General features: G+C 50.5%; 21 protein-coding genes. 11 read left to right on the top strand and 10 right to left on the bottom strand.

Annotated elements, in window-relative coordinates:
• Positions 1-310 precede the first annotated feature (310 nt).
• The 3 genes from ACXAGC_RS08780 to ACXAGC_RS08770 are packed head-to-tail and all read left to right on the top strand — an operon-like array spanning position 311 to position 2,766.
• Entirely contained in the window at positions 311-1,237 is a 927-nt protein-coding gene (locus ACXAGC_RS08780) for a DUF6492 family protein (RefSeq protein WP_474844068.1), read from the top strand.
• The gene (locus tag ACXAGC_RS08775; RefSeq protein ID WP_474844067.1) at positions 1,227-2,003 is read left to right on the top strand and encodes a glycosyltransferase family 2 protein; all 777 of its coding nucleotides are present in this window, start codon (positions 1,227-1,229) and stop codon (positions 2,001-2,003) included. Before ACXAGC_RS08780 ends, ACXAGC_RS08775 begins: the two co-directional genes overlap by 11 nt.
• Positions 1,996-2,766, top strand: a complete 771-nt coding sequence (locus tag ACXAGC_RS08770; protein WP_474844066.1) for a glycosyltransferase family 2 protein — start codon at positions 1,996-1,998, stop codon at positions 2,764-2,766. Before ACXAGC_RS08775 ends, ACXAGC_RS08770 begins: the two co-directional genes overlap by 8 nt.
• Positions 2,767-2,788: 22 nt before the next feature.
• Here the strand turns inward: ACXAGC_RS08770 and ACXAGC_RS08765 are convergent, their stop codons facing one another.
• The 3 genes from ACXAGC_RS08765 to ACXAGC_RS08755 form a co-directional block, all read right to left on the bottom strand.
• On the bottom strand, positions 2,789-3,589 hold the full coding sequence (locus ACXAGC_RS08765; protein WP_474844065.1) for an alpha/beta fold hydrolase: 801 nt from the start codon (positions 3,587-3,589) through the stop codon (positions 2,789-2,791).
• A 59-nt stretch (positions 3,590-3,648) separates the two neighbouring features.
• On the bottom strand, positions 3,649-4,647 hold the full coding sequence (locus tag ACXAGC_RS08760; protein ID WP_474844064.1) for an NADP-dependent oxidoreductase: 999 nt from the start codon (positions 4,645-4,647) through the stop codon (positions 3,649-3,651).
• Positions 4,648-4,776: 129 nt separating this feature from the next.
• Positions 4,777-5,991 (bottom strand): MFS transporter, encoded by a 1,215-nt coding sequence (locus ACXAGC_RS08755; protein WP_474844063.1) that lies wholly within the window; start codon positions 5,989-5,991, stop codon positions 4,777-4,779.
• A gap of 440 nt (positions 5,992-6,431) precedes the next feature.
• On the opposite strand from ACXAGC_RS08755, the gene ACXAGC_RS08750 reads away from it, so the two are divergent.
• The gene (locus ACXAGC_RS08750; RefSeq protein ID WP_474844062.1) at positions 6,432-7,088 is read left to right on the top strand and encodes a hypothetical protein; all 657 of its coding nucleotides are present in this window, start codon (positions 6,432-6,434) and stop codon (positions 7,086-7,088) included.
• Here the strand turns inward: ACXAGC_RS08750 and ACXAGC_RS08745 are convergent.
• Positions 7,062-8,429, bottom strand: a complete 1,368-nt coding sequence (locus ACXAGC_RS08745; protein ID WP_474844061.1) for an MATE family efflux transporter — start codon at positions 8,427-8,429, stop codon at positions 7,062-7,064. The genes ACXAGC_RS08750 and ACXAGC_RS08745 overlap by 27 nt on opposite strands.
• A gap of 93 nt (positions 8,430-8,522) precedes the next feature.
• Between ACXAGC_RS08745 and ACXAGC_RS08740 the strand changes: the two genes are divergently transcribed.
• Positions 8,523-9,476 (top strand): hydroxymethylglutaryl-CoA lyase, encoded by a 954-nt coding sequence (locus ACXAGC_RS08740; RefSeq protein WP_474844060.1) that lies wholly within the window; start codon positions 8,523-8,525, stop codon positions 9,474-9,476.
• A gap of 61 nt (positions 9,477-9,537) precedes the next feature.
• Here the strand turns inward: ACXAGC_RS08740 and ACXAGC_RS08735 are convergent, their stop codons facing one another.
• From ACXAGC_RS08735 to ACXAGC_RS08715, 5 genes are read right to left on the bottom strand one after another with little or no spacing between them, the layout of a single operon-like run.
• Entirely contained in the window at positions 9,538-10,167 is a 630-nt protein-coding gene (locus ACXAGC_RS08735; protein WP_474844059.1) for an isochorismatase family protein, read from the bottom strand.
• Between the two features lie 22 nt (positions 10,168-10,189).
• Positions 10,190-11,050, bottom strand: a complete 861-nt coding sequence (locus tag ACXAGC_RS08730) for an isocitrate lyase/PEP mutase family protein (RefSeq protein ID WP_303573235.1) — start codon at positions 11,048-11,050, stop codon at positions 10,190-10,192.
• A gap of 36 nt (positions 11,051-11,086) precedes the next feature.
• The gene (locus ACXAGC_RS08725; RefSeq protein ID WP_474844058.1) at positions 11,087-12,253 is read right to left on the bottom strand and encodes an iron-containing alcohol dehydrogenase; all 1,167 of its coding nucleotides are present in this window, start codon (positions 12,251-12,253) and stop codon (positions 11,087-11,089) included.
• A gap of 30 nt (positions 12,254-12,283) precedes the next feature.
• Entirely contained in the window at positions 12,284-13,681 is a 1,398-nt protein-coding gene (locus ACXAGC_RS08720) for an MFS transporter (RefSeq protein ID WP_474844057.1), read from the bottom strand.
• Positions 13,682-13,721: 40 nt separating this feature from the next.
• Positions 13,722-14,885, bottom strand: coding sequence for an FAD-dependent monooxygenase (locus ACXAGC_RS08715; protein WP_474844056.1), 1,164 nt, complete (start codon positions 14,883-14,885; stop codon positions 13,722-13,724).
• A gap of 198 nt (positions 14,886-15,083) precedes the next feature.
• Here ACXAGC_RS08715 and ACXAGC_RS08710 point away from each other — a divergent pair, with 198 nt between their 5' ends.
• Together ACXAGC_RS08710 and ACXAGC_RS08705 are read left to right on the top strand one after the other, a co-directional pair.
• A complete protein-coding gene (locus ACXAGC_RS08710) occupies positions 15,084-16,697 on the top strand; it encodes an FAD-binding oxidoreductase (protein WP_474844055.1) in 1,614 nt (537 codons plus the stop codon).
• Entirely contained in the window at positions 16,694-18,205 is a 1,512-nt protein-coding gene (locus tag ACXAGC_RS08705) for an alpha/beta fold hydrolase (RefSeq protein ID WP_474844054.1), read from the top strand. The genes ACXAGC_RS08710 and ACXAGC_RS08705 overlap by 4 nt, the downstream gene beginning before the upstream one ends.
• Before the next feature lie 18 nt (positions 18,206-18,223).
• Here ACXAGC_RS08705 and ACXAGC_RS08700 read toward each other — a convergent pair whose 3' ends face one another.
• Positions 18,224-18,742 carry a VOC family protein gene (locus ACXAGC_RS08700; protein WP_474844053.1) on the bottom strand — a complete coding sequence of 173 codons (519 nt, stop codon included), beginning with the start codon at positions 18,740-18,742 and terminating at the stop codon, positions 18,224-18,226.
• A 324-nt stretch (positions 18,743-19,066) separates the two neighbouring features.
• Between ACXAGC_RS08700 and ACXAGC_RS08695 the strand changes: the two genes are divergently transcribed.
• The 4 genes from ACXAGC_RS08695 to ACXAGC_RS08680 all read left to right on the top strand — a co-directional run bounded on the left by ACXAGC_RS08695 (position 19,067) and on the right by ACXAGC_RS08680 (position 23,524).
• Positions 19,067-20,602, top strand: coding sequence for an aldehyde dehydrogenase family protein (locus tag ACXAGC_RS08695; RefSeq protein WP_474844052.1), 1,536 nt, complete (start codon positions 19,067-19,069; stop codon positions 20,600-20,602).
• Positions 20,603-20,663: 61 nt separating this feature from the next.
• The gene (locus tag ACXAGC_RS08690) at positions 20,664-21,857 is read left to right on the top strand and encodes an FAD-dependent oxidoreductase (protein ID WP_474823992.1); all 1,194 of its coding nucleotides are present in this window, start codon (positions 20,664-20,666) and stop codon (positions 21,855-21,857) included.
• A gap of 9 nt (positions 21,858-21,866) precedes the next feature.
• The gene (locus ACXAGC_RS08685) at positions 21,867-22,613 is read left to right on the top strand and encodes a maleate cis-trans isomerase family protein (RefSeq protein ID WP_474823990.1); all 747 of its coding nucleotides are present in this window, start codon (positions 21,867-21,869) and stop codon (positions 22,611-22,613) included.
• Complete coding sequence (locus ACXAGC_RS08680; protein WP_474823988.1) at positions 22,613-23,524, top strand: polysaccharide deacetylase family protein; 912 nt, start codon at positions 22,613-22,615, stop codon at positions 23,522-23,524. Before ACXAGC_RS08685 ends, ACXAGC_RS08680 begins: the two co-directional genes overlap by 1 nt.
• Positions 23,525-23,535: the final 11 nt, after the last annotated feature.

The raw sequence follows: 23,535 nt of genomic DNA, 5'->3' as shown, positions 1-23,535 counted from the left end.
GTTACCCGACCCACTCCTACGTTCGTCGAATATGGTATCGCAGCCTTTCCATATACTCTGAGCATACAGAGTCTCTCATCGTAATATGTACAAACACATACACTTGACTGACGATTCTTTTCAGAAAATATAAATACTGTAAAAAGAAGCGTAAAAATATGAACTGGGCAATGGTAACCGTGTCTTTTTGTTTGCGTTTGATGGTGTTTTCTCTTTTAAACTCTTTTAAACCCATCTTTGTACTCCGTCACAAAGCAGAACAAAGACATAAAGATTTAAGATATTTCATAAACAGGAGGTTTTCATCACTATGGCTATCACAGCAGTTTTGCCATTATGTATACAGGGAAGTTACGGTGTTGATGATCTGGGCCGCACGGAAATTTTATTTTCCACGTTCAGTGCGTTTAATGCCGCTGAGGTATTCAGTGAGTTTCTGATTGTCTGTCCACCGGATGAAGTGGATATTATTCGCCGGCGCACCGCGAAATGGTCAGAATTTTTTATCCGCGTGATGTCCGAAGAAGCGCTTATTCCGGAATTTGAAAAGCACCGTCAGGTCCGCGGCTGGCGTAAGCAGCAAATCGTTAAGCTGGCAGCACCGAGAGCGATTACTACGCCTTATTATCTGACACTGGATGCCGATGCGATTTGCCTGCGTCCGTTAACTGAATCGCTTTTATTACCCGGCGGCAAAGCGCTTATCCAGTACGAGCAGCGGGCGCAGCATCCCAAATGGTGGAAGTCTTCCGCCCGCATCTTAAAAATGTCCGGCGATGCGGGGAATCCTGAGCTGGGCATGACAGTAACTCCGGCGCTGATGGCCAGTGACATCAGCGAAGCTACCGGCGAAGAAATTGCCGCTAACCTGCGTGGTAAGGGGTCTTGGGTGGATAAATTATGCGGTCTGCATAATCCTAAATCGCCAACGAACTGGACCCTCTACCGGCATCGCCGTGGCAGATGGACCGAATATTCTCTGTATTATCTGACGGCGCACAAGCGCAATATGTTGGAGCAATACCACGTGGATGCCTGCACAGCTGAAAATCCTCAGGCGCTGTTAATTCACGATTCACACCCTTTTGAAGCCTGGCAGGCAGAGCAAAGCTTCGCCCCGAACGGACACGGTTTATTTTGTGTCGTAAACAGCAGTATGCGGTTTGACAATAATCTTGTATGGGACAAAATAGCGCCTTTCATCCCGGGTCCTGAGAGGAAGCTTCATGCCAGCTAAACGGCAGTTATCCTGTTTTGTTATTGCCAAAAATGAAGGCGACAGAATTGAGCGTTGCCTGAAATCACTGCATGGCTGGGTCGATCAACTCATTGTGCTGGACTCAGGAAGTACGGATGATACCGTCGGTATCGCCAAAAAGTATGTAGACGAGGTCATCGAAACAGACTGGCCGGGTTACGGTGTACAACGAAACCGTGCCCTTACTTATTGTAAACATGACTGGGTACTGAACATCGATGCCGATGAAGTAGTCACGCCTGCTCTCAGAGATGAGATTGTGGCTGTGTTGTCCTCAGAGCACCTGTCTGCAAATTTCATAAAATGCCCATGGCATACTGTTTTTTTGGGTTCGGTGCTGAAGCACGGACGTTACAGCACGCCGCAGGGTAAATTGTTCTTAAAGCATGGTGCGAAGTTCAAAGAAGCCAGCGTGCATGAATCGCTGATTCTGGAAAAAGAGCAGGTACTGGTGCTGAAATCGCCTTTATTGCATTACAGCTGGCGTAACTATAAACACGCTATCGATAAGCATGTACAGTACGCGGTATTGTCTGCAAAAGATAAATTTGCCCGTGGTAAAAAGGCGTCGTTGGGTTATGCCTGTCTGCGTTTCTTTACCGATTTTCTGCAACAGTATGTGCTACGCGGTGGCTTTCTGGATGGCAGAGCCGGATTGATGATGGCCATTATTCTTGCCCAGTACGGGTTTCATAAATACGCCGCACTGTGGGCCATGAACAGAGAAGGAAGTGCCGGTGAGTAACCCGTGTCCACTGAGTGTTTATCTGATTACGTTCAATGAAGCCGAGAGGCTGGACGAGGTACTTTCTGCTGTCAGCTTTGCTGCAGAAATTATTGTGGTGGACTCCGGCAGTACCGATGACACCATCATGATTGCAGAGCGTCACGGGGCCAGAGTGATCCACCGGAACTGGCCCGGCTTTGCTAAACAAAAGGCCTTTGCGATGAGTCAGTGTACTCAGCCCTGGTTATTGAACCTTGATGGTGACGAGGTGCTGAGTGAAGAATCCGCAGCACACATTCAAACAGTAGTTACCGGCGAAAACCCGTCGCACGGTGCGTACCGTCTGCACTTCGAAGATATTTTCTGGGGCAGACCCATGTCGTCTAAAGCAGCAAAGCGCCATATTGTGCGGTTGTTCAGACAGGGCACTGCCCGTTACCCTGAAGATCGCATGGTGCATGAAAATGTAAAACTGGAAAAGGGTACTACCACCGGCGATATTAAAGGGCTGGTCATGCACTATGGCTATGGCAGTACCGAGCTGCTGATGAATAAACAGAACAGTTATTCATCGCTGAAAGCGCAGCAGAAATTTAACAGCAACAAAAAGCCGTCTTTACTGAAATTGTTGCTGGTTTTCCCGCTGACTTTTTTAAAAACTTACCTGTTCAAACGGCACTTTTTATCTGGCAAGCGGGGACTGACCCACGCGTACATTGAATCTATGTATGCGTTTTTAAAAGAAGCGAAGCTGTTCGAGCTGACTGAGCGGAATAAATAGCAGGGCCGCAACCGGCCCCGTTTTACTGCTTAAAGAAGGTCAGCAGCATATCTGCAATGGCGGCAGGTTGTTCAAAAGTGCTCAGAGCCCCTGCGTCTTGAATCACCCGGGTTTGAGCATCCGCAATCCGTGATTTGGCTTCTTCCAGTTTATCTTCGTCAAAAAACAAATCGTTTTCAGCGCCGAATACCAGGGTGGGACAGGGGATTTGTGACATCCAGTCTTCAGCGCCCATCCAGTCCAGCACCGGTTCGTGAATATCAAACTTCCGGAGTCTTGCCAGTTGGCCGTGAATGAACGGCTTATAACGTGTATCCAGTGAAGCTGTCGGTGCCAGTGCGGCATATCGCAGCCAGGCATCGGATATGAACTTGCCGTCCGCATCGAAAGGAATATCCCTGGATAGCGGCTTTGCTCTAATCGCAGCCACAAACTGAACAATTTGCGCTTTAGAAATCAGCATTTCGCAGGAAATCACCAGCTTCTTCACTCTCTCAGGCCAGTTAACCGCAAGACAGGTTGCCAGTGCTGCACCTGAATGGTTGCCGGCAACAAAGGCTTTATCAATGCCATGGGCGTCCATAAAAGCGATGGTGTCTTGCGCAAAATCCGGAATGTTCATGGCGGCAGATGGCTCGTAGGATTGACCATGTCCGGCCATATCCGGTGCATACACAGTAAAATGCTGTGCCAGAACGGGAATAATATTTTCCCACTCAATGCTGCTCATTGGTGCCTGATGCAACAGTAACAAGGGTTCGCCCTGTCCGGCTTTGATATAGTGAATTTGCCCTGCAGGCAAGTCCAGATAGTATTTTTTCATAACCATTCCGTGAGGAAACTTTACCCGGTCGTGTCCTGAATCCGGGTAAAGTGACAACGTTAAATCTTTACAATAACTTTCCCGGTGTTTTCACCGCGCATTAAGCGACAGAAAGCGTCCGGAGCACTGGCAAGACCCTGAGAAACATCTTCGAAGGTTTTCAGTTTGCCGTTCAGATAATGGGGCAGGCAATACTCCACAAATTCTGCTCTCCGGGGTTCGTAGTCATAGACTACAAGGCCGGTAACCTGTGCCCGGGATTTGATCCACATCGCAGGATGAGGGCCGCCGGCACGGCTGGTACTGTTAAGTTCAGACATAATGCCGCACAGCACCACTCTGGCACCAACAGCAAGTTGAGAAGAGATAGTGTTTAACAGTTCTCCGCCAACTAAATCAAAATAGACGTTAATACCGTCAGGGCAGGCTGCTTTAAGTTGCTCAGCAATGTCACCGGCTTTGCGATCCAGACAGATATCGTAGCCGATTTCTTTAACGGCCTTGTCGCATTTCTCTTTGCCGCCGGCAATACCCACAACCTTACAGCCGTAGAGTTTAGCCAGCTGGGCAGCTGTAGCACCTACGCCCCCCGTTGCAGCGGGAATGACAACCACATCGCCCGGGGCTGGTTTTGCAGTGCAGACAATGCCCGCCCAGGCGGTAAGCCCTGTGGTGCCCAGCGCGGAAAGATAGGCTGCATTGTTGTCTACGGGGGCATGAACGGCAGACAAGGTTTTCCCGTCCATCACGGCGTATTCCTGCCAGCCGCCGAAGCCTCTGACAATATCGCCGGCACTGAAAGCCGGATCTTCACTTTGAACCACTTCAGCTATGGTTTCGCCTTTCATTAAATCGCCCGGCGTGATCGCACCGGATAAGTGCCTGCCGGCAATCTGACTACGCATGTACGGGTCGAGAGAAAGGTAAAGGTTTTTTACCAGCACTTCGCCGGCTTTGGGGGGCGTTACTTCGACAGAACGGGTCGTAAAGTCTGATGGTACGGGCGTACCTTCCGGCGTTTTAGCCAGTACAATTTGCGTGTTTTTTAAGTCGCTCATAGCCTGTATTCATGCCTGTTAAGGGAAACGTTGACTGGCAGAGTAAGGGAAGATGCGCGGTGAAACTATGATAAAAGTCATAGTTTCACCGGGTAGCGACATGCCGTTGGGGCCGGAAGGGAAGCAGAACTACTTTGCTGCTCCGGCAAGCATGTCATGATTTTGTTTTGCCGGTGTGGCAATTTGCGTTACAAAAATTAAAGCTGTAATGATTAACACAACGAAAATCATGAATGCGACCTGGTAGTCACCGTACATGGAATAGAAAACACCGGTTAACCAGATGCCCAGACCACCACCAAGACAATCCAGCACGGCGATGGTGCCGAGGATTTTGCCTGCAGAAACCAGTCCGAAACAATTCACAGCGGATAATTGTATTGTAGTGTACACACCGCCCCAGCCAAGGCCAAACAGAACAATAGCAATCCAAATCAGGCTGCTGTTCATCATCGCAAGGCACGCCGAGCCGGTGAGCATAACAATAATGTTGCCGATGAAGACCAGTTTGTAATTCAGGTAGTCTGACAGCAGACCGAAAACGAATTTACCGATCACTGCGCAGAGGAAAAACAGACTGATAGCGTTAGTGGCGGAAGCCGGCGTAAAGTCGAGATCCCGCAAGTAAAGGAACAGATGCGCCTGCACCGCCAGCACCGTGTAGAACGTCGTCATAGCGACCACAGAAATGGCCCAGAATGCTTTTGTTTTCAGTGCCTCCACATAACCGAGACCCTGCGAGAGCGCTACATCCTGTGGTTTTGTGCTGGCTTCAGCTTCCGGCCCGTTTCTGACAAATAGCGCAACCATCGCAAACATAAAGGCAGGAAAAAACATGGCGTAGGTCATTGCCATGCGCCATCCCACCAGTTCACTCATATAGGTGCCGTACTGGGGAAAGATCATGCCGCCCAGACTGGTGCCTACAAGAGTGATACCAATGGCGACGCCCCGTTTTTTCTGAAACCAGCTGGAAACCAGAATGATGGCCGGGTTCAGGCCACAAAACACCAGTACAACGCCAAGCAGCGCATGGGCAAAATAGAGATTAGCCAGTGACTCAACACCGCTATATAAGAAATAAGCTACAGCAAGCATGACCCACCCGGCCAGCATGCAGCGTTTAACGCCCAGCTTATCGATGATTATACCGCCGAAGGGAGCCAGCAGTGCGCTGGTGCCGAAGGTAATCATGTCGCGGAATTTTAATTCGCCGCGACTCCAGCCAAATTCTGATATTAGTGATTCATCAAAGACAGACAGGCCGGAAATACTCATTCCGTTACTGATGATCAGCACCACGCTTGCCAGCACGGCGATCATCCATGGGTAGCTTCTATTCATAACTCATCCAACACGTAAAATTGTTTTCGTTGAAAACAAACCTTTTTTAAAAAGCCGGCAGACAGAAAACGGGAAAATTGTCTGGCATGAACTCTTAAAGGCTGATTATTTATAATAATTTTGAAAATGTAGCTGGTGATGTTCAGCTGTTTGCAATCGTTAGCCAGCAAGAAAAAAAGTGAAAATCACTCATTTGAAATCACCCCAGCCTGTCTGATTTTGCCCCGACTATCGACCGTTGAATATGACAAAACGCAATTTTTGGAAATTAAACCGGCTACCTGCTCAACAAACGGGATGAGGCTGCAGGGCCGGCTATTTCTTAACCAGACTAATCCCTTTCATGAATTACTGTCAATTAACTTTAAATATTGTTATAACAATAATTCATAAAGTTGTGTTTATAGCAAATCTTGTTATTAAATCAGGGTGAAAAAACAATGGATTTTCTGGTAATAAAATTCCTGCATGTCATGGGGCTGGTTTACTGGTTAGGGGGCGACCTCGGTACTTTCATCGCAAGCCGGTATGTACTGAAAACGGATCTGGGCCACGAAAGCAGAGTGGTGGCTGCAAAAATACTGAATGCTGCCGATCAGGGACCCAGACTGGCAATGCCACTGATGTTTGCGAGCGGATTGCATTTGAGTACTACGCTGGGGTTAACGCCGTTCTTGTCAGGATGGCTGGCGGTTATCTGGGCTACAGGCCTGGCCTGGCTGGCATGTGTTGCCGCATTGCACTGGTATTCAGGTACCGCAAAAGCGCTCATTATAAAATGTGACTGGGTGATACGGGTGACCGTTTGTGCCGGCGCAATATTGACCGGCTTTTTCAGTGTTTTTACCGCCGGACCGGTAGTTGTTTACTGGGCAGCCTGGAAGCTGGCTTTATTCGGTGTGGTTGTGCTTCTGGGTATTCTTATCCGCTTTAAGCTGAAGCCTTTCGGCCCCGCTTTTGCAAAACTGGCAAGTGGTCAGGGGGATGCAAATACAAATGCAATTATTCAGAACACTATCGGCGGTGCAGCCTGGCATGTAAAAGGTATCTGGATACTGCTGCTGGTGATATCAGCTTTTGGCCTCCACCTCATTTAATACCACCCGCGGCCATGGCTGGCGGAACACCCGCCAGCACATGAGCCCCGTTTTTACTACGTAGTCCAGTACAATCATGCCAAAAATCCACTCTACCGGTGCATCCAACAGCATGAGAATAAACGCGCCGCCGAAGCGGATGACAAAATTGCTTAACAGCACAGTAAACATGGGCCAGCGGGTATCCCCTGTGCCCTGACAGGCACCTGTCAAAACAAAGTCGATGGCCATGACCGGTTGGGCAACGGCAAAGAAATAAATAAACACACTGGTGTAATAGGTAACGTCGCTCTCACCAATTAACCACAAAGAAAGCGGCTCGCAGAATGTGCCCAGCAGCAGTCCCATAATTGTCATTACGGTCAGTGAAAAGCCAAGGGCAACGTGAAGAATGCGCTTTGCCATCGCCAGATCATTTTTCCCCACTGCCTGACCTATCATTACATTGGCACTCACAGAGAACCCGTAACCCACAACAAAGGAAACGGAAATAAGCATAATGCCTGCGCCATAGGCTGCATACGGTGCTGTGCCGTAACGGGCGACTACCCACAGGAACGACAACACCGCTACCTGCCTGAACAATTGCTCCATGATGGCGGGGTAACTGATACGCCACAACCGGCGTCCGCCGGAAAGAGACCACCTGGCAATAAAAAATTCCCGCCAGCGGGGATACAGCAAACCAAGCATTAAAATCAGGCCGAGCAGATTGCCAATCCCCGCAGCTTTAGCCACGGCTGCAGGACCACTGTCGGTATAGTATTGCCAGTTGCCTGCAAGTAAATACGTCAGTACCAGTGTTGTGCCGTTTAAAAAGATACCGGAAGCCAGCGGCAGCCAGGCAATGCTGAGTGCTCTTAATGCGCTGGCGATAATGAAATAAATGGCAATGAACCAGCAGTACAGGCTGAGTTCACGGATGTAACTGGCGCCTTCATAAAGTGCTTCAGGATCAGTCAGACCGAGACTGTACATAATAGGCTCTGCAAGCCACCAGAAACACACAGACAGCCCGATGGTAATTGCTACGCCAAGCACCAGTGTTACGCGGAGCCAGTGAGAAGCTTCACCATGCTCACCCCGCCCCTGACTCTGGGCGATGAGTGCCATGGCACCAATGTTCAGGCCAAACAGAATTGACTGAATAAGAAAGAACAGGCGCTGACCGGAAGTGACTGCGGCAATGGCTGAACTGCCCAGTGTTGCGACGACTTTTATTGTGAGGATCCCCACCACTGCCGTCATTGCCTGCACACCGCCGGCAGATCCTGCCAGCGATATCATTTGTCTGAAATCGACCTTTACAGCATTCCCTGCACGGGCGTGTTGGTTATCCATGAATTTATTAGAAAGCCGGTCAGGCTATCGCCAGTAATGAAATTGAATGTTATTATGACATATAGATATTACAATAATCTATGGATTGAAAGCATGACTATGCAGTTTGATGTAGAAATTAGTGAAGTAGGCCCCAGAGACGGATTGCAAAGTATTGCACCAATTATGGCCACAGAAGATAAAAAACGCTGGATTTCGGCTCTGGCAGCCGCCGGTATTCCTGAAATCGAAATCGGTTCATTTGTGCCGGCAAAAATACTGCCGCAACTGGCTGACACTGCAGAGTTGGTGGCCCACGCCAGAACTCTCGCTAATCTTAATGTTGCGGTACTTGTACCGAACTACCGTGGTGCCGAAAATGCTGTAAAAGCTGGCGCGCACAAGATCACGATTCCGTTGTCTGTGTCTGAAACGCATAGTCTCAGAAACGTGCGCCGTACCCATGTACAAATGCTCGAAGAAGTCAGACAAATCCGCGAACTGATTAATACCTTGCCCGAAGTTGAGCGTCCTGTGTTTGAGGGCGGCTTGTCTACCGCATTTGGTTGCACCCTTGAAGGTAAGGTGCCCCAAAGCAAGGTTTTTGGTCTGGCAGAGCAACTTATCGAAGCAGGTTGTGATGAAGTTGGTCTGTCTGATACAACAGGTTATGGCACGCCGTTGCAGGTGAAAAACCTGACGAAAGGTGTATGGGCTGCAGTAGGCAAAGATAAGCTTACCGGCATTCATCTTCATAATACCCGTGGTCAGGGCTTTGCAAATGTGATGATGGCGCTGGAGGTCGGCTTACGGACGATTGACTCGTCGATGGCAGGGATCGGCGGCTGCCCGTTTGCGCCCGGCGCTTCCGGCAACATTGTGACCGAAGATCTGGTTTTTTTGCTGGAAGGGATGGGGCTTAAAACCGGTGTGCAGTTCGGGAAGCTGTTGCAGGCGAGAAAAATTCTGCGCCAGAGCTTACCGGCAGAGGTTGAGTTATATGGCTTTACCCCGGATGCCGGTTTGCCGAAGGGCTTCGATATGGTCACCCCGCAGCAACTGGCCTGAATAAAAAACGCGGCAAAGGAAAAACCTATGCCGCGTTCTGCTTTGAGCTGCTCTGGAACAATTACGCTGAAAGCGATTTCAGGTAATCAATGACTTCCAATTCTTTAACTACATCGGCGTACTTCGCGTTCATATCGAACAGGTTTGCCTGATGCGGTGCTTCGTGACGGTCTCCGCAGGCTTCTTCTACAACAATGGGAATAAACCCGTGGGAGCAGGCGTCTACACAGCTGGCGCGAACACAACCACTGGTTGTGAGGCCGGTAAGCAATACCGAATCAATACCCGCTGATGTCAGCGTTGAGGCCAGTGATGTGCCGAAAAACGCACTGGGATACTGCTTTGAGATAACCAGTTCGTTTTCTTTTGGTGCCAGGCCTTTTGCCCAGGCGCCCATGGGGGAGCCTTCTGTTAGGTAGCGCAGCGGCTTTGCCTTCTTAAAGAAGGTGCCGCCGTTAAAGCCTGAAGGATGATAAACCACATTGGTATAGATCACCGGAATACCGGCTTCACGGGCAGCTTCAAGCACACGGATTGCAGATGCCAGTGCATCTTCAACATCGGCGTACAGATCGCAGGACTTATCATAGTAAGCTTCAACGAAGTCTATCAGTACCAGCGCCGGTTTCTTACCGAAGCCGATGCGGTTGTTATATACGCTTGCATAGTTAGCGTCTAAATTTTCACTCATTTTTCAATCCTTACAGCGTGGCTTATTTCGCCCACTTCTTCTCAAATGCCCATACATCTTCAAAACCAATGAGTGAACAGAACTCTTTAAAGTTATTAATCGGCACGCCTGTTGGTTCAGGGCTGCCTTGCTCTTTCATGGCAATCAGGGCTTTTTCAACGGCGTTGGCTGCTGCAAGGGCGGGCAGAGAAGGGGCAATAGCGACACTGAAGCCAATGTCTTGCATTTTTTCTGCGCTGTACATCGGGGTAAAGCCACCGTTTGACATGTTAGCCATCATCGGCGCATCGACGGCCTCACAGGCTTTACGCATTTCTTCTTCGTTGGTAAGTGCTTCGAGGAAGATGATGTCAGCACCAGCGCGGCGGTAAGCGTTACAGCGTTTTATTGATGCTTCAAGTCCTTCCGCATGCAGAGCATCGGTACGGGCAATGATCATCATATCTTCGTCAGTACGGGCATCCACCGCCACTTTAATTTTTTCAACCATGTCATCTACCGGAATGACACGGCGACCCGGAGTATGGCCGCATTTTTTAGGAAACTCCTGGTCTTCCATCTGAATGGCTGCGACACCCGCTTCCTGATAGCCTTTCACCGTATGGTGAACATTCAGCAGTCCGCCAAAGCCGGTGTCGGCATCTGCCATAACAGCTGCGTTACTGGTTTTAACCAGTGTCGCCATGCGATCCAGCATCTGGGTGTAACTCACAATCCCTGCATCCGGCAAACCATAGCCTGATGCAGTCAGCCAGTAGCCACTGCCATAAACAACATCGAAGCCGACTTTATTAGCAACAACGGCAGTGATCATATCCTGAATACCGGGAGCAAAAACAAACTCTCCCTTACTGATTTTTTCTCGCAAAATTGATTTAGACATATTGAATTCCAGGTGAGTCAATGTGGGTTGGGTGGCCTACCAGGCCGCCTGATAAATGGCCAGTGCATCGGCTTCACTTAAATAACGCGGGTTATTTACCAGAAGACGTTGTTGTTGCATGGCTTCGTTTGCCAGTTTTGGCAGATCGGATTCGGGTATATTCAGCGCCGACAAGGTACGTGGAATAGCCACGTCAATCAGCAGGGCTTCTACCAGCTCAATGAAATGAGCGCAGTCGAGCTGGGCGTCGCCACAGGAGTTGTCGGTGGTAACACAGGTCATCAGTTGCGCATACTGTTCTATGGCCCAGTCATCGCTGGCATTGAAGCGCAGCACATGGGGTAACACCAGCGCATTACTGAGTCCGTGTGGAATGTGATAATTGCCTCCCAGCGGATAGGCGAGGGCGTGCACTGCAGCCACCGGCGCATTGGCAAAGGCTTGTCCCGCCAGCATCGCGCCAAGCAGCACTTTCGAACGGGCTTCCACATTATTGCCCTGACGCACAGCGGTAAGCAGGTTTGACGAAATGAGTCGTAAAGCTTCTTTCGCCAGCATATCCGAATACGGATTTTTCTTTTTCTTGCTGGTGAAGGCTTCGATGGCGTGCACCATGGCATCAATGCCCGTAGCGGCTGTAATAGACGGTGGTAAACCAAGTGTCAGTTCTGCATCCAGTAGCGCAATATCCGGTAACAGTTGATGAGAAACTACACCGGACTTTGTGGTTTCACCGGTGGTGATAATAGAGATAGGCGTCACTTCAGAGCCCGTCCCCGCCGTGGTAGGCACCAGAATCAATGGCAAGCGCTTTTGCTTTATTTGATCAATGCCGTACATTTCCTGCAGAGGCTGGTCGCCGGGCACCAGTGCTGCTATCAGCTTTGCCACATCCAGACTGCTGCCACCCCCTACCGCGATAATACCGTCAGTGCCGGCGTCTACCGCCGCCTGCTTTGCTGACAACACAATATGCTCAGGAGGATCGGCCTGAATATCACTGTACACAAAGGGGGCCAAGCCTTCAGCTTCCAGTTTGCTGATGACCGGCTCCAGGATGCCGGTTGCCAGCAAACCTTTGTCGGTAACCAGCATGGGACGTGTTATTGCGAGTGCGCGGCAATGTTCAGCCAGTGTGCCGGCTGCGCCGGGGGAACACACGATTTTCGGGACTGACATAAACTCAAAATTAATGCTTGTCATGGGGTATCCTGTTATTCCTGAAACTGCTAATTACATGCTCTGCATCGCGCGTTTGTAGCGCGTGAAAATCAAAAGGCTGATGGCCATAATCGCTGCAGGTACAACCGAATAAAGCAGTACCATGCCGTGAATGGCTTCCGGCGCCTGTTCAGTGGCTCCGCCTGTTGAAGATTGAAATCCTGTGTAGCTTAAAAATGCACCTGCCAGGACCGGACCGAGGGCGAACGCCAGCTTTTCTGTGGCGGAGAAAAAGCCTGAGAACAGACCTTCATCCACCGTTCCTTTGTTTTGACGTTGTTTGTCGATGACATCGGTAAGCAGTGAGAAGACAAGCAGGGCAAAGCCTGAATTGGTACAGCCGATAAGCACCGCGCGGCAAAGCACAAGGAAATGCTCTGTCGACATCTCACCCCAGCCGGGTAATGTCATCAGCACGTCGTCGCCGGGTTTAACCCAGAGCCAGGTAATGGTGATCAGCATCCAGCCAATGCAGGCTACCCAGAAGGCAGCTTCTTTGCCCCATTTGCCGGACAACTTCACCCACATTGGCTGACTCAGTATCGAACCTGTACACATCACGATGACAAAAGGAAACAGAAGCGAAATATCAGCAACCGCATATAAGAAAATGAAACCGACAACGGCGTAGCCACATGCCTGAGCAATGGTTTGTACAAGATAAGTGGCAGCCAGTACCATGAAGGGCTTATTTTCTTTCACGGATGCAAATCTGCTGAGTAATTTGCGCGGATCATCCTGTGAAATCTGTCCGAAATTACGGGGTACACCAAAGGCTGTTGCGAGCATGGCAACCACACAAATGCCACCGAACAGAATGGCCATTGTTCGCCATGCGGCGGCATCACCACCGAGTTTATAAACCAGCGGCTGAGCCAGCCCTATGCCCATAATTACGCCAATGATGACGAAAATCATACGCACAGACAGTACCTTGGTCCGTTCATGGGCATCAGATGAGAGCTCGGATGCCATGGCGAGGTAAGGCACTGAAAACGCACTGAATGCTGTGGATGCAATCAGGAACAATATGCCGATAAATACCGCTGCCATAGTTGGCGAGGAAAACTCACTGAAACTGAACAGCGCCATAAAACTCAGGCCGGTAAGCAGGCCACCGGCCGCCAGGAAAGGGCGACGGGAATGATGTGGCTTCAGTTTGTCTGACCACACGCCCATTGCCGGGTCGCAAATAATCACCCACAGTTTAGGGATGAGAACAACTATACCGGCAACCCAGGCAGAAACGCCCAGCATCGTGGTCATGAAAAGAGGTAACAGCGCTGCCGGGGCATCACGGAAAAGTTGGCCGCCAATCTGACCGCTCCCGTAGAGCAGTTTCGTGATAAGCGGTACTTTTGAAGTACTGATAACAGCCTGATCAGCTGTACTTTCGACGGCTTGTGTCATTATGTGTTCCTCGCGGCCACGTGTAAAAAGAGTGTCGCGGTCATACTGGCTCGCTTACACAGTCATAGTTAAACAGGCCCAGGGTTTCTTCATTGCGAAGATTACCCAGACCATACATCTCAGCTTCATTTCCTTGTAAGCGATCTGCGTTCTCGTTAGATTCCTGTTGAATGAAACTGGTGCGGTCAAAGCGTGAGGTCTCATACCTTTCAAGGGCTTCTTTCATCGAATCAGCGTCGTTAATGGCACGTGTTAGCATGATGGCATCCTCGATGCCGGTAGCTGCACCCTGCCCAAGAAATGGCGTCATGGCATGGGCCGCATCTCCGATAAGGGTGACGGAATCATTTTTTGACCAGCCGTCTGACAGCGATTTATGAGCGTTGATAGCCCATTTGAAAACCGTGCCGGGTTTGATTTCATTCAGCAGGGTTTGTACATCAGGGCACCAGCCATCAAAGTGTTGCTTTAGTTCGTCAAGATCAGCAGGAATCGACCAGCCATCTTCTTCCCAGCCATTTTGGCGCACGAAAAACACCAGGTTCAGAATGTCGCCTTTGCGAAGGGGATAGCGAACCACCATTTTACCAGGGCCGATATGCATGCCGGGCTGATCAATAAGTTTCTGAATAGCCGGTGACGCCGGCGCCAGTGCACGGTATGCAATGTGGCCGGTAAAGTGAGGTGGCTGCGGGTTGAACAGCTGGCGGGTTACCGACTTAAGGCCGTCAGCACCAATGACCAGATCGGCATCGTATTGTGTATCGTCGGCAAAATATAAGGTTGCACCACCGTCACGGCTGTCGATGGTTTTCAAGTGCTTACCAAGATGCAATTGAGCACCTTCTTTTTCGGCTGCAGCGACCAGGATTTTGTGCAGATCTGCACGGTGAATGTACACATAGGCTGCGTTGTACTGTTGCTTTGTACCCGAGCGGTCCACGGTCAGCAGGTTATTTCCGCCAGACCAGTGATCGATGGTCTGTGTAGACGGCTCCATACCAGTTTCAACAATAGTATCGCCAACACCGATGTAGTCCAGTCCGCGCATTGCATTCGGCGCCAGAGTGATACCTGCACCCACGTCTCCCAGTTGCGGTGCTGATTCAAACAACTGAACAGTATGACCTGCTCTGGCTAGAGCGATGACAGCCGTCAAACCGGCAATACCTGCACCAACCACAGCAATGTTTAACGTTTGCATAATTCTATTCCTTCGTGACCGTAGCGTATTCGCTTTGGGAGCGTATTAACTGTGCTTCTAGTCTCCATATTCACAGGCCGCCAGCCATGACAATTGTCAAAGACGCCGCGCGCCGCAAAGTAGTATGTTTGCTGGCATACACGCAGATGCTCCGGCACCCGCAAACGAGAAATACAGAATCAGCAAACAAGGTTTTTTATGACGATCACTACGCCTGCAGAAGCGCCTGCGCAAACTCTGAAATCGGACAATTTTGTCGATGAAATACGTCATGCGGCAGGGGCTGAGAATGTCATGGATGCATCCCGGGCGAGACATTTATATACCGACGTTTATCGTCAGAAAGCATCTCCGGTTGCAGTGGTTACCATCCGTGGTACAGAGCAGCTGCAGGCGGTCATGCGCGTGTGCTACAAAGAGCAAGTTGGGGTGTCCATACGCGGTGGTGGTGCTTCTTATACCGACGGTTATCTGATTGAAAATGGCCCGCAGATTTTGCTGGATATGAGCAAGATGGACCGGATCCTCGAAATCAATGAACAGGACGCTTACGTCACTGTAGAAGCAGGGGTGACCTGGGCAGTACTGAAAGACACACTGGCGGAAAAAGGCTGGCGGACCCCATTCTGGGGACCATTTTCAGGAATGCACGCTACCGTGGGTGGTTCAGTGTCACAAAATACAATTAGTCACGGTTCAGGCGCATACGGCATTTCTGCACAAAGTGTGCAGGCGGTTAAAGTGGTACTGGCTAACGGTGATTTACTGGATACAGGTTCTGCAGGTGCAGGCAGCACGCCATTTTGCCGTCATTTCGGCCCGGATCTGACCGGATTGTTTACCGGCGACTGTAGCGCCCTTGGTGTAAAAGCCACCGTTACACTCCCGCTGATAAGGCCACGTCCTGCGCACCAGACTGTTTCCTTTGCTTTTAACGATTTTGAAACCATGCATGAGTCCATGCGACGCATTTCGCTGGAAAGACTGGAAGACACGCATTTTTCCCTTGATGGCGCATTATCTCAGGGCCAAATTGCACGACAGGATAACGCGGGACAGGTCGTTAAAATGGCACTGTCGATCCTGAAAAGTTCGCCGTCGTTGTGGTCTGGTATAAAACAACTGGTCACGTCTGCGGTATCTGCCCGCAAGGTCATCAGTCAGTCACCTTATATGACGCACTACATTGTTGAAGGGGTGAATGATGCGGAAGCGAAAAGTCGTATCCACCGTATCCGTGAAATTAACCAGTCATTCGGTCAGGAAATTCCGGCCACAGTGCCTGCGGTAGTCAGAGGCATGCCCTTCGCACCGTTTTACAACACCCTGGGGCCTGCCGGTGAGCGCTGGGTCCCCCTTCACGGTATTCTTCCCCATTCTGCCGTTGCGACTTTTCACAAAGAGCTGGAAGCTTTTTATGCGGCCCGCAAAAATAAGATGGACGAACTGGGGATCTGGTACGGTGGTATGTTTGCTACCGTAGCGTCTTCGGGCTTTCTGTACGAAATAGCGCTGTACTGGCCAGATGAAATTACTGATTATCACAGACAGGTTGTGCCAGCGGACTACCTGAGTAAATTGCCTGTCTATCCGGCAAATCACATTGCCCGCAAATATGTGCATGAACTTAAAAGCGCGCTGACGGATTTATTTGTGAAACACGGCGCGATTAACTTCCAGTTGGGTAAGGCTTACCCTTATCGTGACCGGTTGCAACCGGTCACATTAAATATGGTCGACGCACTGAAGGCCCATGTGGATGATAAAGGTATTCTGGCACCGGCTAATCTGGGATTCGGTGATAAAGCATGACGGTCGCTGACAGGGGAGTGATTACCCGTCATTTTGTGCAGGTTGCAGATCGCACTGTGCATTACCGGCTTGCAGGCAAAGGTCAGCCTGTGGTGTTAATACATCAGTCGCCAAAGAGTTCTGCTGAACTTGAGCCGTTTATGCGTCAGCTTGCGCCCCACTTCAGTGTTTTCGCCCCCGACACGCCAGGCTACGGCTTGTCTGTACCTCTTGCAGACACGAAGGCAACCATCGATGATTTTGTTGATGCGCTCATTGCCTTATTTGATGCCTTGTCTCTGGATGCGCCGGTGGTATTTGGCAGCCATTCCGGGGCGATATTCGGAGTCAGGCTGGCCGCCCGCTATCCTGATCGCGTAAGCGGACTGGTGGCAAACGGTATTTTAATTAACGATCAGGCCACAAGAGACGAACTGGTCGCGCATTATTTTCCGCAATTTCCGCCTTCCCGGACGGGTGAACACCTTGCCGGGGTGTGGTCCAGAATTCGCGATCAGCATTGTTACTATCCCTGGTATAAACAGTCACCGGAGCATCGTATTCACTGGCCCGCCAGTGTGGAAGAAATGCATGAAAGTGCGCTGGAAATTCTTATGGCGGGCGAGCATTATCAAACCGGTTATCGTGCTGTTCTGGATTACGATATATCGCCGGACGTCAGCGCCTTATCTGTACCGGCAATGCTGATTGTGGCCAAACCGGACGCACTGGTGCATTACGTGCCCCATTACCCGCCGCTTCCGGCAAACGTTTCTGTGACGATAACTGAAGACTACCCGGCGATTCCGCAAGAGACCATTGCGTTCATTTACGAGCGTTGTGCGAATGTGAGCCTGCCGGCAGACCCTGTGGCAAAAAACTCTCATCCCGAACGTCAGTTTATCCGCGCCGGAAAGACCGGGCTGTATTGTGAATTCAGCGGAGACCCGCAAGCTACCCCCGTGCTGGTGGTGCATGATCTTTTTCAGAGTGTCCGGCAATGCAGAGAGTTAATCAGTGATTTATCTGAAAATCATTTCGTCATTGCCCCGGATCTACCCGGGCACGGTTACACGGCCGGCGAACCGCTGTCAGCTGCAGAAACGGCGAAGACACTGGTTACATTGATTGAGACTTTGAAAACACCGCATATCGAACTGGTGTTTGTTGGGCGCAGTGGCTATCTGGCCGGTGAATTTGCCCGCTGTAAGCCACAAGGAGTGCAGACAGACGTATTGTTTGTACCTGACCATGCCGGTATTGCACTGGGTAAGCTGCACTTCGATGATGATACGGATGTTGCTCTGGCGAAAGCGCCGGACCTCACGCCGGAATCCTCAGGCGCCCATTTTCAGACCGCCTGGTATTACTTGCGGGACAGCTATTTATTCTCCCCCTGGTATCGCAGGGAAGAAGCATGTATTAGTCAGGGACGTGGCGAGCTCACAGTCTCTGAACTGCAAATTGCGCTGCTGGATCTCATGGCTGGCTGGAAGAGTGGTAACCTGTTGCTGGATGCCGTGCGTTAATGCCGCGTAAGCCGCAGTTCAATCCAGTGGCGTAAATTCCATTTCAGGGCCGCTTTGCAATTGCCCGGAGGGCGGTCTTTCCACCAGATTAAGCAGAAAACCGTCAGGATCCCGCAAGCATATTTCACGCTGACAAAAGTGTCCCAGTTCGAATGTGACCGCTGTGCCAGTCCAGATGGCGCCGGCATCACGGAGCGCCGGCAAAACAATATCTAAATCGTCCACATAGAAAACCAGCGCACTTTCTCCGCACCGGGCAGGGCCACTTCGCACCGGTTCATCCGTGTTTGAGCGGGCTATTTCGAAAAGGCCCACCATGCCGAAATTCGGGCCTTCACTTTTAACAATGCTGACTTCGTAAGGCCGGTGTTCACTAAGCCCCAGTACTTCACTGGCTGAAGGGTGAGATAACACGCCTTCGAAATACAAGTTTGTTAAACCCAGCGCCTGATAAAACTGTTTTGAGCGCTTCCGGTCGCGAACAAATAAAGCGCTGCGGATTAGTGCCGAAACAGGCGGCGGGGTCATAGTAGTCATCGTTTTCGTCCACACCAGAGCATTTGACCTAGTTTAAGGTGATATGTGTAAAGTCTTTTTCTGGACAACCTGAGGTACAGAAAAACAGCCAGCACGCGATTTCATTGTATTTAGTTAGGTATATAACAATTTGTTCTGCAATGACATAAATCAAAAACAAGTGCCGGGTTTCACGTGGCTGGTGGGGCGCAGACGAGTAAAAAACAGTTCAGACCGGGCGATTGATATTTGTCATAGAGGGGCACAGACATTGGCTATAAGGTGAATCCCACGAGCAAAAGCACTACTCAGACCCGCGCTTTTGCACCGGATTTGGAGACAGCCATGCAAAGCGACATTTTAGATCCTTCCTGGTCAGGCATTGCACATGTATCAGACGCAACGAAGGCATTTTTAGCTCAACCCCATAAACTGCTCATTAATGGCGAACATACAGAAGGCGTGAAGGGTAATACGCTGAACAGCTACGATCCGGCTACCGGTGAGAAGTTGGCTACGGTATGTACCGGCACGGAAGATGATATTGATAATGCAGTAAAGGCGGCAAGAGCAGCGTTTAACGGTCCCTGGTCGTTACTTTCTCATTTCGAGCGTGCAAAGTTACTGAAAAAGTTAGCCGTTGCAATTGCAGCGCATGCAGAAGTGTTTACCGAGCTGGAAGTGCTGGACAACGGTATGCCCCGTTTCATTGCTGCACTGACTGTTGAAAATATCAGTGAGATGTTCGACTACTACGCCGGTTGTGCTCAACACATCGAAGGCACCACGACCCAGCCTCCCAGACATGTTGCCATGGAAGCCGAAGCGCTTACCTATACGCTGAAAGAGCCGGTAGGTGTTGCCGGACTCATTGTGCCGTGGAACGTACCCATTTCTACCGCCGTTTTAAAACTGGCGCCTGCCCTTGCAGCAGGGTGCACGGTTGTTGTGAAGCCATCGGAAGAAACGCCTCTGTCCATTTTATTGCTCGGGCAGCTACTCAAAGAAACCGGCTTCCCTGATGGTGTTGTGAATATTGTAAATGGTTATGGCCACGATGCCGGTGCTAGGTTGTCAGCTCATCCTGATGTGGACAAAGTATCATTTACCGGCTCTACCGCCACAGGCCGCAAGGTGATATCTGCCGCTATGGGTAACCTTAAAAAGGTGTCGCTGGAGCTGGGCGGAAAATCCCCGGTGGTGGTGATGCCCGACGCCGATATGGAGCTTGTCGTCCCTGGCATTGCCCTGGCGACATTCTTCCTGCAGGGACAAAACTGCATGGCCGGCACCCGCATTTTTATCCATGAAAGTCTGCATGATGAGGTGGTAGAGAAGCTTATTGCATTTACCTCATCGCTCAAAATTGGTCATGGTCTGGAGCCGGAAACCTTCCTCGGCCCACTCATCTCTGCCGGCCACAAAGAAAAGGTGCTCGGCTATATCAGCAAAGGTCAGGAAGAAGGCGCGAAGCTGGTTTACGGCGGCCGCCCGCTGGCGGGTAAAGGACATTTTGTTGAGCCCGCGATTTTCACCGGATGCCACAGAGACATGGCCATTGTCAGAGAAGAAATCTTTGGCCCGGTCATGGCTATTCAGTCATTCAGTACTACCAATCTTGACGAGATCGCCGCCATGGCAAACGACACCGAGTATGGCCTGTCGGGCAGTGTCTGGACTGAAAGTCTCAGTACTGCTCACGCTCTGGTCGCGCGTATTCGCGCAGGTCAGGTATCGGTGAACTGCCACGGCGCCATCGGAACCAATATTCCGTTCGGAGGTTACGGACAATCAGGCTGGGGCCGGGAATTTGGACGTGAAGGACTTGATGCTTATCTGGAAACAAAAGCAGTAACAGCCCGACTGTCTGCGCGTCAGTGAACCCTGAAAATGCATTGCACGGAAAGTCCCGGCAGTGCAGAAGAAATAAGGTAAAAAAACTATGAAAAAAACTCAGGTAATCGTAGCCGGTGCCGGACCGGTAGGTACAGTAGCAGCGTATCGTCTGGCAACCATGGGATTTGATGTGATGCTGTGTGAAGCGGGTCCGAATTGTGCCATCGACTTGCGGGCTTCCACCTTTCACCCGCCAACGCTGGAGATGCTGGACGAAATTGGTATTGCTGAAACTCTTATCGAGAAAGGCCTGAAAGCGCCCAAATATCATTTCCGTGAGCGTGAAAGCGGCGAAACCGTTGAGTTTGATTTGTCTGAACTGGAAGGGGAAGAAAAATTCCCATATCGGCTGCAATGCGAACAGCATGTGCTGGCCAGCATGATTGCAGAAAAGCTGGATGCCCACCCGAAAGCCGAGGTGAAATTTAACCACCGGCTGGTTCACTTTGAACAGACAGAAGATGGCGTGGAAGTGGCGCTGGAAGGCCCGTTTGCCATTGAGAAAGTGCAGGCCAAATATCTGGTGGCGGCCGATGGTGGTAACTCTATTATTCGCAAATGGCTGGGCGTCGAGTTTGAAGGTTTCACCTACCCGGAGAAATTCCTCACGCTGTCTACCAAAACAGAGCTTAAAGACTACATCCCTGATCTTGAGTACGTGAACTACGTTTCAGATCCTAAAGAGTGGATGGTACTGCTGCGTGTGCCCAGTGTCTGGCGCATTCTGGTGCCCGCACCGGAAGATCAGCCAGACGAATACCTGTTGTCGGATGAAAAGAAAAATCAGGTGTTCCGCGACCTTATTGGCCGTGAAGACATTAAAACAGAACACCGCACCATTTACCGTGTGCATCAGCGGGTGGCGAAGCAGTTTAACTTTGGCCGCGTGTGCCTGGTGGGCGATGCCTGCCACATGAACAACCCTTTAGGCGGCTTCGGTATGAACAGCGGTATTCATGATGCATGGAATCTGTGCGACAAAATTGCTGCCAACCTCACCGAAGGTCACGATGACGAACGCTTTGAACTGTATGATCGCCAGCGCCGCCCGGTAACGCACAGCTTCATCCAGGCGCAGACCATGCAGAACAAAAAGTTGCTGGAACACAGCCCTGAAGAAAACCATGCCATGCGTTTACAGGAAATGAAAGATACCCGCGACGACGATATTAAACGTAAGGCCTTCCTGCGCCGCCAGGCCATGTACCAAAGCCTTGAGCTTGAAAAAAGCATTGTGTAGGAGGCAATAATGACTGACGTATTAGGTTACCGCGCAAAATTTGGTGTTTTAGGACCGTCGACCAACACCACCGTACAGCCGGAAATGGATGAAATGCGTCCTGCTGGTGTAACCAATCACTACAGCCGCATTATCGTTGATAATGCAAACGCACTGTCTGACGAGACCTTTCTTAAAGGGACGGCGCTGATTGATCAAGGCACCGTAGATGCGGTTCGCGGTGTGATGACCTGCGCACCGGATTATCTGGTTATGGGCATGTCTGCCATTACATTTTATGGCGGTGCCAAAGGTGCTGAACAATGGCAGAGCAACATTGAAGAAGTTGCCGGTGTGAAGTCGTCTATTGGTTCGGTTTCTGTTGTGGAAGCCTTTAAAGCCATTGGTGGCATTAAGAAAGTCGCTTTCCTGTCACCTTACTACCCTGTTGCAAACACAGAAGTACGTAACTTCCTCAGTGATTACGGCTTTGAAACCGTTGCCGACCATCCTTTCCGCGCGCCTACCTGGACAGCCATTGCTGAAATTACCCATAAGCAGGTTCGCGAGGTGGTGGAGCAGATGAACGACGATAACGTTGATGCCATTTTGCAGGTAGGAACCAACCTGTGTATGGCCCGTCTGGCAGGTCGCCTTGAACAGGAACTCAATAAGCCGGTTGTCGCAATCAATACGGCAACTTACTGGCATGCTCTGCGTGCAAACGGCATTACCGACAAAGTGTCCGGTTTTGGTCGTCTACTGGAGGAACTTTGATGCAATACGATTATGTACCGATTAGCCAGCGTGGGCAGTTAAAATGGCCTGAGGACAAGCGTGTTGCGCTGATACTGACTTTTAACCTGGAAACCTGGGATCTGATTAAAGATACCGATGCACCTTACTATGCCGGCGGCCCGGCTGTATTACCGGATACACTGCCCGGTAATATTCCTGATTACCCGAATTTCACCTGGCGTGAATACGGTCAGCGCGTTGGGATCTGGCGCATGTACGACCTGTTTGATGAGCTTGGTGTGAAAGCCAGCTGTACCACCAATGCGGTCACATTTGAGCGTCGTAACCCCATGGTACAAGCCTGTCTTGACCGCGGTTGGGAGCTGATTACCCACAACTATGAACAAGGTGAGTTGCTGACTAACTTTGCTCATGACGAAGCCAAAGAACGGGAAGTGATTTCCCGCTCCATCGACATGTACGAAAAGCATGTTGGCCGCCGTCCGAAAGGCTGGTTGTCGTCGTCACTGCGCGGTACGTTGAATACGCCGAAGATTCTGGCGGAAGAGGGCTATAAGTTCTATTGCGATATCATGAACGATGACCAGCCCTACATGATAAAAACAGACAGTGGTCCTATTGTTTCTGTGCCTTACAGCAATGAAATTAATGACTTCACCATCATTACCCGCCGTGGACACACCACAGATGAATATCGCGACATTCTGATTGAAGAGCTGAATGAGCTCTATAAAGAAGGCGAGAAACAAGCGCGGATCATGAACGTAGGTTTGCATCCTCACGTCACCGGCCGTGCATACCGCATCCGCGCTATCCGCGAATTCATTGAATATGCCAAAACCCTGCCCGGCGTATGGTGGGCAACCCGGGAAGAAATTGCTGACTGGTACACAGAACAGCAGGCGTCACACATTCCCGGTCAACTTTAATCTGTATGAAA

Source organism: Alteromonas sp. AWJ4_197 (assembly GCF_056160285.1).
The sequence above is the reverse complement of the archived record's forward strand: the minus strand, read 5'-3'. Positions and strand labels throughout refer to the sequence as shown.

Bases quoted from the DNA above. Each gene is read 5' to 3' on its own strand.
- ACXAGC_RS08765 (WP_474844065.1), bottom strand. From the start codon at position 3,589: ATGAAAAAATACTATCTGGACTTGCCTGCAGGGCAAATTCACTATATC.
- ACXAGC_RS08695 (WP_474844052.1), top strand. From the start codon at position 19,067: ATGCAAAGCGACATTTTAGATCCTTCCTGGTCAGGCATTGCACATGTA.
- ACXAGC_RS08755 (WP_474844063.1), bottom strand. From the start codon at position 5,991: ATGAATAGAAGCTACCCATGGATGATCGCCGTGCTGGCAAGCGTGGTG.
- ACXAGC_RS08680 (WP_474823988.1), top strand. From the start codon at position 22,613: ATGCAATACGATTATGTACCGATTAGCCAGCGTGGGCAGTTAAAATGG.
- ACXAGC_RS08690 (WP_474823992.1), top strand. From the start codon at position 20,664: ATGAAAAAAACTCAGGTAATCGTAGCCGGTGCCGGACCGGTAGGTACA.
- ACXAGC_RS08735 (WP_474844059.1), bottom strand. From the start codon at position 10,167: ATGAGTGAAAATTTAGACGCTAACTATGCAAGCGTATATAACAACCGC.
- ACXAGC_RS08685 (WP_474823990.1), top strand. From the start codon at position 21,867: ATGACTGACGTATTAGGTTACCGCGCAAAATTTGGTGTTTTAGGACCG.
- ACXAGC_RS08715 (WP_474844056.1), bottom strand. From the start codon at position 14,885: ATGCAAACGTTAAACATTGCTGTGGTTGGTGCAGGTATTGCCGGTTTG.
- ACXAGC_RS08760 (WP_474844064.1), bottom strand. From the start codon at position 4,647: ATGAGCGACTTAAAAAACACGCAAATTGTACTGGCTAAAACGCCGGAA.
- ACXAGC_RS08720 (WP_474844057.1), bottom strand. From the start codon at position 13,681: ATGACACAAGCCGTCGAAAGTACAGCTGATCAGGCTGTTATCAGTACT.
- ACXAGC_RS08780 (WP_474844068.1), top strand. From the start codon at position 311: ATGGCTATCACAGCAGTTTTGCCATTATGTATACAGGGAAGTTACGGT.
- ACXAGC_RS08725 (WP_474844058.1), bottom strand. From the start codon at position 12,253: ATGACAAGCATTAATTTTGAGTTTATGTCAGTCCCGAAAATCGTGTGT.
- ACXAGC_RS08740 (WP_474844060.1), top strand. From the start codon at position 8,523: ATGACTATGCAGTTTGATGTAGAAATTAGTGAAGTAGGCCCCAGAGAC.
- ACXAGC_RS08705 (WP_474844054.1), top strand. From the start codon at position 16,694: ATGACGGTCGCTGACAGGGGAGTGATTACCCGTCATTTTGTGCAGGTT.
- ACXAGC_RS08710 (WP_474844055.1), top strand. From the start codon at position 15,084: ATGACGATCACTACGCCTGCAGAAGCGCCTGCGCAAACTCTGAAATCG.
- ACXAGC_RS08745 (WP_474844061.1), bottom strand. From the start codon at position 8,429: ATGGATAACCAACACGCCCGTGCAGGGAATGCTGTAAAGGTCGATTTC.
- ACXAGC_RS08730 (WP_303573235.1), bottom strand. From the start codon at position 11,050: ATGTCTAAATCAATTTTGCGAGAAAAAATCAGTAAGGGAGAGTTTGTT.
- ACXAGC_RS08750 (WP_474844062.1), top strand. From the start codon at position 6,432: ATGGATTTTCTGGTAATAAAATTCCTGCATGTCATGGGGCTGGTTTAC.
- ACXAGC_RS08775 (WP_474844067.1), top strand. From the start codon at position 1,227: ATGCCAGCTAAACGGCAGTTATCCTGTTTTGTTATTGCCAAAAATGAA.
- ACXAGC_RS08700 (WP_474844053.1), bottom strand. From the start codon at position 18,742: ATGACTACTATGACCCCGCCGCCTGTTTCGGCACTAATCCGCAGCGCT.